The 11,009-nt window shown below is 64.6% G+C and carries 9 protein-coding genes; 1 reads left to right on the top strand and 8 read right to left on the bottom strand.

What is annotated here, in order from left to right; all coding sequences use genetic code 11:
• Positions 1-5 precede the first annotated feature (5 nt).
• On the bottom strand, positions 6-2,861 hold the full coding sequence (locus ABWW33_RS16015; RefSeq protein WP_353402825.1) for a TonB-dependent receptor: 2,856 nt from the start codon (positions 2,859-2,861) through the stop codon (positions 6-8).
• A gap of 60 nt (positions 2,862-2,921) precedes the next feature.
• On the bottom strand, positions 2,922-3,938 hold the full coding sequence (locus tag ABWW33_RS16010; protein WP_353402824.1) for a LacI family DNA-binding transcriptional regulator: 1,017 nt from the start codon (positions 3,936-3,938) through the stop codon (positions 2,922-2,924).
• A 160-nt stretch (positions 3,939-4,098) separates the two neighbouring features.
• On the opposite strand from ABWW33_RS16010, the gene ABWW33_RS16005 reads away from it, so the two are divergent.
• Positions 4,099-5,598 carry a S41 family peptidase gene (locus tag ABWW33_RS16005; RefSeq protein ID WP_353402822.1) on the top strand — a complete coding sequence of 500 codons (1,500 nt, stop codon included), beginning with the start codon at positions 4,099-4,101 and terminating at the stop codon, positions 5,596-5,598.
• Here ABWW33_RS16005 and ABWW33_RS16000 read toward each other — a convergent pair.
• The 6 genes from ABWW33_RS16000 to ABWW33_RS15975 form a co-directional block, all read right to left on the bottom strand.
• Positions 5,595-6,191: a MarC family protein gene (locus ABWW33_RS16000; RefSeq protein WP_070268658.1), complete on the bottom strand. Its 597-nt coding sequence runs from the start codon at positions 6,189-6,191 to the stop codon at positions 5,595-5,597. The genes ABWW33_RS16005 and ABWW33_RS16000 overlap by 4 nt on opposite strands.
• 68 nt (positions 6,192-6,259) lie before the next feature.
• Positions 6,260-6,916, bottom strand: coding sequence for a choice-of-anchor E domain-containing protein (locus ABWW33_RS15995; RefSeq protein WP_353402820.1), 657 nt, complete (start codon positions 6,914-6,916; stop codon positions 6,260-6,262).
• A gap of 31 nt (positions 6,917-6,947) precedes the next feature.
• A complete protein-coding gene (locus ABWW33_RS15990; protein ID WP_353402818.1) occupies positions 6,948-7,616 on the bottom strand; it encodes a choice-of-anchor E domain-containing protein in 669 nt (222 codons plus the stop codon).
• 254 nt (positions 7,617-7,870) lie between these two features.
• On the bottom strand, positions 7,871-8,416 hold the full coding sequence (locus ABWW33_RS15985) for a phosphoribosyltransferase (protein WP_353402816.1): 546 nt from the start codon (positions 8,414-8,416) through the stop codon (positions 7,871-7,873).
• A gap of 14 nt (positions 8,417-8,430) precedes the next feature.
• Positions 8,431-9,741: an adenylosuccinate synthase gene (locus ABWW33_RS15980; RefSeq protein WP_176651945.1), complete on the bottom strand. Its 1,311-nt coding sequence runs from the start codon at positions 9,739-9,741 to the stop codon at positions 8,431-8,433.
• A gap of 4 nt (positions 9,742-9,745) precedes the next feature.
• Positions 9,746-10,906, bottom strand: a complete 1,161-nt coding sequence (locus tag ABWW33_RS15975; protein WP_353402814.1) for an ATP phosphoribosyltransferase regulatory subunit — start codon at positions 10,904-10,906, stop codon at positions 9,746-9,748.
• Between the last annotated feature and the right edge of the window lie 103 nt (positions 10,907-11,009).

Here is an 11,009-nt window from a genome sequence, read left to right as displayed (position 1 = left end):
TTACCTCAGAACGCATAGCGGGCACTGAACTTCACAGTGCGCATCGGGCCGCCGACCGAATTCGGCGTACCCAGGTTCTTGTTGTCGCCGCCGAGGCGGTTCTGCGGATTGCCCGGGCCACCACCCCAGCCGTCGTAGCCGCCGTAGTTGATGCTGTTGAACAGATTGAGCACGTCCGCCCGCAGCGATACCTTGCCGAAGCGGAAACCGACTTCCTTCGACAAGCCGACATCGATCTGATGGAAGGCGTCGCCGTTGCCCTTGGCGGACACGCAATGGTCGAAGCCTTTCGAGCAGTCGGTGATACGGTACGGCAGGCCGGAACCCAGGGTCAGCTTCCCGGACAACATCAAGCCCCATGGCAGCCAGCCATCGCTCACGCCGGCCACCACCAGGCGATGGCGCTCGACGTCGGTCGACGGATTCCAGGCGCCGGCGAAGCGGCCGTAGGTCCAGTTGAAGATATCGTTGGTCCATTCCTTGTTGGTGGTCTCGCCGCGGCTGTAGGTATAGGTCGCGCCCAGGCTCCATGTGGAAGCCTTGGAGTATGGCTTGTCCATCTTCAGGTAGGCCGAATCGGTCTTCGCTTCGGTGATGAAGTCGCCCAGGATCAGCGTGCTGAAACCGGGAACGGAACCCCACAGCGGATCGATCGGGCTGGCGTTGCCCCAGCCACCCTTGGGATCGCGGTTGCCGCCGAACCAGTTGAACTGATTATGGCTGCGCGAGTTGGTGTAGCCCGCCTCGCCGTTCCAGATGCCCAGCGCCTGGCGCAGGCCGAAGCTGAACTGGTCGGTGTACGCCATCTTGTGGTCGCTCTTGATCATCCAGATCTCGCCGCCGGGCTGCGCGTTCTTCTGCGATTCGTCCAGCGCGTGGTTGGCGATGGTGCGGTCGTAGGCACGGCCCCAGCCCGCGAACAGTACCGAGGAGAGATCGCCCTTGATGTCGTAGGACAGCCCCAGCCGCGGCGCCCACGCGTTCTTGAACGGCTTGCGGTTGCTGCCGGTGCTGATGTAGTCCTTGATGTTGATGCCGCCCTTGGCCAGCGACTGCGCATAGGTCTGCCCCGCCGGCGCACCGTCGCGCGGATCCTGCTTGTCGAAGATGGCGACGCGGTCGGCCGGCGTGGCATAGCTGTCGTTCAGCATATTGTCTTCGTAGTCGTAGCGCAGGCCGAGATTCAGCAGCAGCTTGTCGCTGGCCTGCCAGTCGTCCTGGAAGTAGACGCCATACTGGTTGTTGGCGAAGTTGACGCCGCTGGCGGGAATCGCCGGATCGGTGCGGATGATGCTCGGCAGGCCGGTCACGGTGTCGATGCGCTCGTAGATCTGGTCGACCGTGCGCGCGGTGCCCGACAAGTCGTAGCTGATGTGCTTGACCTTGACGCCACCCTTCATCGTGTGGCCGGCCTTGCCGGTGTAGGTCAGGTCGTCCTGCAGCAGCGTGCCGCTTTGTTCGCGGAACTGGTTGTTCGGCGAACCGCCGGTGATCAGCACGTCGACCACGTTGTTGTCGGTGTTGCTCGGCGAGACCTGGTAGCGGATGTACGGCTTGTTGGCGTTCGAGTGCGGATTCCAGCTGTATTTTTCGTAGCCCAGCCGCGCCTCGTTGAGCCAGCGGTCGTTGCTCCATTCATGTTTGAAGTCGAAGCGGTCCTCGTCGTTGCTGCGGTTGAGGACATTCTCCGCCACGCTCAGCTTCGCATCCTCCGGGATCAGGTCCGTCTCGCGGCGGATGCGCGCGGTCGCCTCGATGCGCTGGTCGCGGTCGACCTGCGCGTCCACCTTCAGCAGGAACAGGTTTTCCTTGAACGACGACACCGACGAACCCTGCTGCGCCAGCAGCGACGGCACGATGCCGGCGTTGGGCAGCAGGTCGGTGCGCTGTGCCAGCACCTGGCGCGGGCTGTCGATCTTCTTGCCTTCATACGCGAAGAAGAAGTGCGCCACGTCCTGCTTGATCGGACCGCCCAGCGTCACGCCGTACTGGTCCTGCGACGACGCCGGCCGGCCGATGCCCTGGCGCTGCGCTTCCTTCTGGAACGGATCGAGCGCGGTCAGGTTGGTGCCGGTGTGATCCCAGAACACGTCGCCATGCAGCTGGTTGCCGCCGGACTTGGTGACGGCCGTGATCGCGGCGCTCGACACCTGGTCGAATTCCGCCTTGTAGTTCTGCGCGATCACCTTGTACTCGGCCACCGCCGATTGCGGGAACGGATTGCCGCGGCTGGAATCGATGCCCGACACGCCGCCGCGCAGGATGTTGTTCTTCTGGCTGACGCCGTCGATGAAGACGTTGACGTTGTCCTGGTTCTGCGCGCCGCTCTGCACCTTGACGTTGCCGCTGCCGTCGACGTTGAAGCGCACGCCGGGCGCCAGGTCGGCGAAGGACAGGAAGTTGCGCGTCACCTGCGGCAGCTTCTCGATCTGCTCGCGCGAGACCGAGGTGCCGACCTCGGAGCCGGCGACGTCGCGCCGCGTGGCCGAACCGGTGATGACCACCTGCTGCACGCCGCCTTGCAGCGCCAGGTTGACCTGGCTGGTCTGGCCGACGCTGACGGTGACCAGCTCCGCCTTCTGCTCGCCAACGTTGATCTGGTAGGTGCCGGGGGCCACGCCGCTCAGCACATAGCTGCCGTCCGCGCGGGTGGTGGTGCGATAGACATAACCGTTCAACTGGTTGGTGGCGCTGACCGGCGTACCGGCCGACGGTGCCGCGTTGCTGGCCGTGACCTGGCCCTGGATGGTGGCGCTGCTCAGTTGCGCGCCGGCGTATGGCGCCGTCAGCAAGGCGGCGGCCAGCGAGGCTGCCATGACGGACAAGCGTAATGCCGGCAATTGCCGTGGTGGTGTTTTCATGTTTGTCTCCTGATTTTTGTTGTGTACATCTAGGGCATGAAGCAAAAGCGGAACTGCAAGTTATGAGGGTGTGGATTCTCCCGTCGAAGCGCGCGCCACCAGTTCGGCGCCCAGTGTCTGCACGGTGGCCGACGGCAGGCTGCCCGGTTGGCCGATACGGGCCACCAGGTTTTCCAGCGCCTGCACGCCCAGGTCGGCGATCGGCACGCGCACGGTGGTCAGCGCCGGGCTGACGTAGCGCGCGATCGGAATATCATCGAAGCCGGCCAGCGCCATGTCCTGAGGCAGCTGCAGGCCGCCCTGCTTGAGCGCCAGCAGCGCGCCGATGGCCATCATGTCGTTGGCGGCGAACAGCGCGTGCGGACGGCGCGCCGCCTCCATCGCCAGCAGTGCCTGGCCTACGGCCTGGCCGGACTGCTCGGAGAAGTCGCCCTCGTACACTTGCGCCGTGGCGCCCGGCGCCAGCTCGGCCAGTGCAACGCGGTAGCCGCGCAAACGCTCCTGCGCCTCGAAGTTGCCGGACGGGCCGGCCAGGAAGGCGATCTCGCGGTAGCCGCGCGCCGCCAGGTGGGCCACCATGGCGTAGGCGGCGCTGTAGTTGTCGACCGAGATCGACGGATACTGGGTGCCGCCGGCGACGGTGTTCATCAGCACGATGGGCAGGTCTTCCGGCAGGTTATCGGACAGGAAGGCCGCATCGACGTGCGGCGACATCACCAGCAGGCCGTCGACGCGGCCGCGCATGGCCCGGATCGCCAGCGCCGCCTCGTCGGCGTCGCCGTGCAGGCTGGAGACCATCAGGTGCAGGCCGCGGCGGCGAGCGGCGCCGTCTATGCCGCGTATCATCTCCGAGAAGAATTCGCCGTACAGGTCGGGCAGCAGCACGCCGATGGTGTTGGTGAAGCTGGTGGTCAGGCTGCGCGCGCCGACGTGCGGCATGTAGCGCATGCGCTTGACCACCGCCAGGATGTGCTTGCGGGTGTCGTCGGTGATGCTGGCATGGCCGTTGAGCGCGCGCGACACCGAGGCCACCGAGACCCCCGCTTCCTGTGCCACATCCTTGATCGTGATCGCCATTTGTTGCTTTCAGAAAAATGTAACCGGTTACATTGCTATCGAAAATAAAACCGGTGACGATTCAAGCGAAATGTAACCGGTTACATGCCATAAAAATAAAGTCTACGCGCCTTACTGTTGTGTTGTAAAGTCTTTTTCTCAACAGTACCTTTCTGTCCAGATGAAACCACTGATCGCCGCCGCCCTGCTGCTTGCAACGGGCGCCGCCAGCGCCTTCGACCGCCAGTCCTGGCTGGACGACTATGCGTTTTTGAAAACGGCACTGGAGCAGCGCTACGCCAACCTGGCCTGGTTCGCGTCGCCGCAGGGCGGACTGAATCTGCCGGCGATCGACAAGCGCACCCGCCGCCTGCTGGAAACCGCCGAGGACGACGACATGGCCAAGGCGGCGCTGACCGCTTTCGTCGGTGGTTTTCATGACGGCCACTTCTCCCCCGCCGGCGGCGCGTTGCAGCCGAAGATCGCCCGGCCGCTGACGCTGCCGGCGGTCGATTACTCGAAGCTGGGCGCGATGCAGGCCTGCGCGGCGCTCGGCTACGCGCCGTTCCGCAGCGTGGCCTTCTCGCTGCCGTTTGAGAGCCTGCCCGGCACCGTGCTGGAAGCCGACGGCCTGGCGCGCGCCTTCCGCGCCGGCGTCGTCACGGCGCCGGACGGCACGCGCCTCGGCATCGTGCGCATCGCGCGCTTCCGCGAGCAGGATTCGTCGCCCAACTCCTGCATAGAAGCCTGGGGCGAACGTCAGGCGGATGGCGCCATGAGCGAGGCCGACGTGGCGCCGGTGCGCAGCGCCGCCAGCGCGGCCTGGATGCAAACGCTGGCGGCGCAGCTGCGCCACTTCCGCGAGCAAAAGGTGGCGGCCGTGATTGTCGACGTCGGCGGCAACTCGGGCGGCAACGACACCGGCGACTGGGCCGCCCGCCTGTTCACCGCGAACGACGTCCATTCCGCCCGGCTGATGATGAGCGCCGCGCCGCTGGCCGCGCAGTATTTTGACGAGCAACTGGCGCAGTTGCGCGCGGCGCAAAAGGAAAAGGACGCCACGCCGGAAGCGCGGGCCATGCTGGAACAATCGATCGCCGCGTTTGAAGCGCGCAAGGCCGGCATCGCCGCGCGGCACTGCGACCTGTCGTGGGTGTGGACCGAGCAGCGGCCCTGGCAGCCGCAGGGCTGCAGCCGGTTGATCGACGCCGGCTACGCCAGCGGCCAGGCGGCCTACCTGCCGCCCAAGTCGTTCGGCAACCAGACTATCGCCTCCAGCATCTACTGGGCCGCCGGCGTCGATGGCTTGCGCGGCGCCTGGAACGGGCCGGCATATGTGCTGACCGACAGCGGCACGGCATCGTCGGCCGAGATGTTCGCCGCGCTGATGCACGATGCGGTCGGCGCCCGCACTGTGGGCCGGGCGACGGCGGGCGACGGCTGCGGCTTCATGGCGGACGTGCCGCCGGTGGAACTGCCCCGCTCCCGCCTGCGCTACCGCGTGCCGAACTGCGTGCGGCTGCGGGCCGACGACGGCAACGAAGTGGCCGGCGTCAAGCCGGACTTGCCGGTGCTGCCGGCCGAAGGCGAGAACGACCGCGCCCGCGCCTACCGCCTGCTCGACGCCGTGGCGGCCGACTTACGCGCCCGCCCTGCCGCCGCCGCTGCGGCAAAACCTTAAAGGGTCTTGACGAACTCGCGTATGCCGCCAAGCAGCATCTCGACCGACATCGCGGTCAGGATCAGGCCCATCAGCCGTTCGAAGGCGGTCATCACCTGCGGGCCGAGCACCTTCTGCAGCTTCTCGGCGCTGAGGAACACCGCCAGCCACACCACGCCGACCGCCGCCAGCGCGGCCACGTGCACCAGCACCTCGCCGGTGCTCTCGCGCGAGAACAGCAGCACCGTGGCCAGCGCCGACGGACCGGCCAGCGCCGGAATCGCCAGCGGCACGATGAACGGCTCGCCGCCTTCGGTGCGGCCCAACACGCCGTCAGGGTGCGGGAAGATCATGCGGATCGAGATCAGCAGCAGGATCACGCTGCCGCCAATGCGCAGCGACACTTCCGACAGCTGCAACGCGGTCAGGAAGTGGCGGCCGAAGAACATGAACACCAGCAGCAGCACGAAGGCGATGGCGCACTCGCGGATGACGATGCGGGAGCGGCGCGCCACCGGCACCGGATTGAGCACGCTGGCGAACAGCGGCACGTTACCGAAGGGGTCGGTCACCAGCAGCAGCAGGATGAAGGTCTGGAAGAAGTTCTGGGTCATGGAAAGTATCGGGTCAAAAGAAAAACGGGAGCCGAAGCTCCCGTTTGCAGTGTACCACCGGATTCAGCTTATGCCGATTTGCGGCGGCGGGCGATGGCGCCCACCAGGCCCAGGCCGGCCAGCAGCATGGCGTAGGTTTCCGGCTCCGGTACCGGCAGCGTGGTGTAGGTGTAGGTGACCTTTGCGTAGCCGTCCATCGTGATGTTGGTGAAGTAGCTGGCATTGCCGGTCCCCGACAGGCTGTCCGACGACCAACCACTGAGCAGCGCATGGTAGGTGCCTGGGCCGGTGAAGGCACCCAGTTGTCCAGCCGAGTTGATGGTCACGGAATTGGTGGTGGTCCAAGGATCCAGCGTCAGCGTCGAATCGGTGCCTGCCGCCAGGGTGAACACCTTGGTGGTGGTCGCCGGGGTACTCAGCGTACCGCCGCCCACTACGCTGTCCAGTTGACCGCCGGTGGTGACCGTGAAGGTCGCTGGCGCGCCGGACAAGGCATCGTTGGAAACATAGATCGAACCGTTGACCGTATTGAACAGTTCGAACTGTACCGAGGTCAGATTGCCCAGCGCTGGATTGAACTTGCCGAAGCTCAGGTCGCCGGCGTTGTATTCGACGTCATACGCAGTCGCGGTGGTGATCGTCGGCAGTTGTACGGTGGCTGCGCTGGCGCCCAGCGCGAAGGTCAGGGCCGCGGTGGCGAAGATAGTGGTGGTCAGGTTTTTCATAGGTTATCCGCAATCGTGATGGTGACGTGGCTCAGGCTGCGCGCGATTTACGCTTGGCTACAAAGGCAATTACGCCCAAGCCCAGCAGCATCATGCCGTAGGTTTCCGGTTCAGGTACCGGCGCCGCGACGGTGTAGGTATAGGTGACATGCCCGATACCCGAAGCCGTGGTGGAGAACTTGGTGAGCACGCCCGTACCGCCCGACTTGGTGCCGTCGGCGATCAGCGAGAAATTCGCCTGCACGTTGCCGGTGCCGGTAAACAGCTCGAACGAGCCGCTGTCCAGTTGCACGTCGGTCGACAGGTTCTTTTCACCGTCCAGGATCGAGGTCAGCAGGGTGGCCTTGTGCGCGGTGCCGGTGCCGGAAAACACCGTGCCGCTGGTGGACCCCAGAAGCAAGCTGCCAGGGCCGGTCAGGGTCATCGTTGCGCCCAGTGTGCCGTTGACGGTTTTGTCGAGGCGGGTGTTGGCGTTACTGGCCAGCAGTTGACCGTACACCACCGAGCTGTACTCGATCTCGATGCTGGACAGCGCGCCCAGCGTGCTGTCGAATTGCTTGATATCCAGCAGCGATGCGATATTGGTTGGGGTGCTGGTGAACGCGGTGATGTCATAAGTGACGGTGCCTGCCATCGCAGGAGCCGCGAAGACGCCGGCGGCAACGCAAATAGTCGCAGCAGCAAAGTTTTTCAGTTTCATTAATATTTCCTTATTAAATGTTTTAACCAACTACGGCCCTAAAAGGCAAGCCGCAGGATGTCTGCTTTGCTGCCATTTCCTTACTTGGAGCAATCATAACATACAATATGGAAATTATATTTCTTTTTCGACACTTCGCAGATAATTAATGCAACTATAGTTTCCTGAATGTAATTGCCAATAAAAAAACGACCCGAAGGTCGTTTTTTTGCTACAAACTGCGGGAACCCAGTAAGGGAGCCACTTACAGCGCATCAGCCGCCGGTCTCGCCCTTCTTGATCCAGGCCGCCAGCTGGTGCGGACGGAGGCCGTCGTAGTCTTCGAACGGCTGGTGGATCCATGGGTTGTGCGGCAATTCTTCCATCTGGTAATCCGGCTTGAACGCCGAGCTGCCCTTGGTCCAGATCACCGCGGTCTTCACTTCCGTCACGCCGTCGAAGTTGGACTTCAGGTGATCGATCACCTTCATCAGCGTGACGCCCGAGTCGGCCAGATCGTCGACCAGCAGGATGCGGCCGGCCAGCGGGCCCTTGGTCATCGTCATGTATTTGGCGATGTCCAAGTCGCCCTGCACGGTGCCCTTGTCGGCGCGGTAGGAGCTGGTCGACAGGATCGCCAGCGGCACGTCGAAAATGCGCGAGAACACGTCGCCCGGACGCACGCCGCCGCGCGCCAGGCACAGCACCTGGTCGAATTTCCAGCCCGATTCATGCACCTTGAGCGCCAGGCGCTCGATCAGGCGGTGGTATTCGTCCCAGGAGACCCAGAGGTGTTTTTCGTTCGATTGTGGGGTCGTCATTGCTTAATTCCTTATTACTCGAATGGGTGGCGCAGCACGATCGTCTCTTCGCGATCCGGACCGGTCGATACCATGTCGATCGGCACGCCGACCAGCTCTTCGATGCGCTTGATGTAGGCGCGGGCGGTGGCCGGCAGCGCGGCCAGCGACTTGGCGCCGACGGTGCTTTCGGTCCAGCCCGGCATTTCCTCGTACACCGGCACGCAGCGGGCGGCCTCTTCGGCGCCGGACGGGAAGATGTCCACGGCCACGCCGTCGATGGTGTAGCCGGTGCACAGCTTCAGCGTTTCCAGGCCGTCCAGCACGTCGAGCTTGGTCAGGCACATACCGGTCACGCCGTTGATCTGGACCGAGCGGCGCAGCAGCGCGGCGTCGAACCAGCCGCAGCGGCGGGCGCGGCCCGTCACGGTGCCGAACTCGTGGCCGACCTGCGCCAAGTGGTGGCCCACGCCGGCATCGGTAGGCAGTTCCGAAGGGAACGGGCCGGAGCCGACGCGAGTGGTGTAGGCCTTGGTGATGCCCATGATGTAGTGCAGCATGTTCGGACCGACGCCGGCGCCGGCGGCGGCATTGCCGGCCACGCAGTTCGACGAGGTGACGAACGGATAGGTGCCGTGGTCGACGTCCAGCAGCGAGCCCTGCGCGCCTTCGAACAGCAGGTTGGCGCCGGCCTTGTGCGCGGCGTACAGCGCGCTCGAGACGTCGGTGACCATCGGGCGCAGGCGCGGCACGTAGGCCAGCGCGTCGTCCAGGGTCTTCTGGTATTCGATGCGCGGCGCCTTCAGGTAGTGCTCCAGCACGAAGTTGTGGTAGTCGAGGTTCTCGGCCAGCTTCTCGGCGAAGCGCTTCTCGTTGAGCAGGTCGGCGACACGGATCGCGCGGCGCGCCACCTTGTCTTCATAGGCCGGGCCGATGCCCTTGCCGGTGGTGCCGATCTTGGCTTCGCCGCGGGCGGCTTCACGGGCCAGGTCCAGCGCCGAGTGGTAAGGCAGGATCACCGGGGCGGCGTCCGACACCTTCAGGCGCGACGCGACTTCGACGCCGACTTTTTCCAGCTTGTCGATTTCGCGCAGCACGTCCGGCACCGACACCACCACACCGTTCCCGATGTAGCAGGCCACGCCTGGACGCATGATGCCCGACGGGATCAGCTGCAGCGCGGTCTTGACGCCGCCGATGACCAGCGTATGGCCGGCATTGTGGCCGCCCTGGAAGCGAACCACACCTTGTGCATGATCGGTCAACCAGTCGACGATCTTGCCCTTGCCTTCATCGCCCCATTGGGTACCGATGACGACGACGTTTTTTGCGTTTTTCTTTGACATCACACTAACCTAAGTTTTTAAGAATCCAGTTGCTACCATTATCGTCGAGGACCAGCGCGCGATCGCACTCGAACTCGTCCAGCTCGTTGCTGTGACCCGGCAAACTTTGGATCACGACTTCGCCGGACTTGCGCAGCTCGGCGATTTTTTCCTTCAATTCCGGCGCATTGCCCCACGGCGCGCGGATCGAATGCTTGCGCTCCGCGGTCGGCAGCAGGCGCGCCAGTTCGCGCAGGTCGAGCGAGAAGCCGGTGGCGGGACGCGCCCGGCCGAAAGCCTCGCCTACGTGATCGTAACGGCCGCCGCGCGCCACCGCGTTCGGCAGGCCCGGCACATACAGCGCGAACATCGCGCCGCTTTCGTACTGATAGCCGCGCAGGTCGGCCAGGTCGATCGCCACTTCCGCGCGGTCGATGGCCGACGCGGCCAGCGCCGCCAGCTCGGACAGCGCCTTGGCGATGCCCGGCAGGTCCGGCAGCACGTCGCGCGCGCGCTTGAGCACTTCGACGCTGCCGTACAGGTTGGGCAGCGCCAGCAAGGCGTCGCGCACCACCGGCGAGTAATGTTTCGTCAGCTCCTGCAGGCCGGGCACATCCTTGGCGCGCAGCAGCAGGTACAGCTGGGCTTCATCCCTGGCCGCCGCGGCGTCGCCTTCGAGGATGGCGCGCAGCACGCCGACATGCGTCAGGTCCAGCCGCACTTCGGTGAAGCCGGCCAGCGCCAGCGAAGCCAGCGCCAGCTCCTGGATCTCGGCGTCCGCTTCGAGGCCGGCATGGCCGTAGATCTCGGCGCCGATCTGCAGCGGCTCGCGGGTGGCGTGCAGGCCCGACGGACGGGTATGCAGCACGCTGCCGGCGTAGCACAGGCGGGTGACCGAGGCGCGGTTCAACAGGTGGGCGTCGATGCGGGCCACCTGGATCGTCATGTCGGCGCGCAGGCCCAGCATGCGGCCGGAGATCTGGTCGACCAGCTTGAAGGTGCGCAGATCGGTATCCTCGCCGGCGCCGGTCAGCAGCGACTCCAGGTACTCGAGCAGCGGCGGCATGACCAGTTCATATCCGTACAGACGGAAATTATCCAGCATCAGACGACGCAGTTCTTCAATCTTGCGGGCTTCCGACGGCAGGACGTCGGCGATATTTTCGGGCAAAAGCCAATTCGGCATGGGAAACTGGTGACAAAGGTAATTGAAAAATGAACAATGTGACGCACGCGCCGCAGCCATCAAGCAGAAAGCCGAACCTGATATTTTACGCGAAAATACGTTG

It is taken from the genome of Duganella hordei, assembly GCF_040369125.1.
Classification (GTDB): Bacteria; Pseudomonadota; Gammaproteobacteria; order Burkholderiales; family Burkholderiaceae_D; genus Rugamonas; species Rugamonas hordei.
The sequence above is the reverse complement of the archived record's forward strand: the minus strand, read 5'-3'. Positions and strand labels throughout refer to the sequence as shown.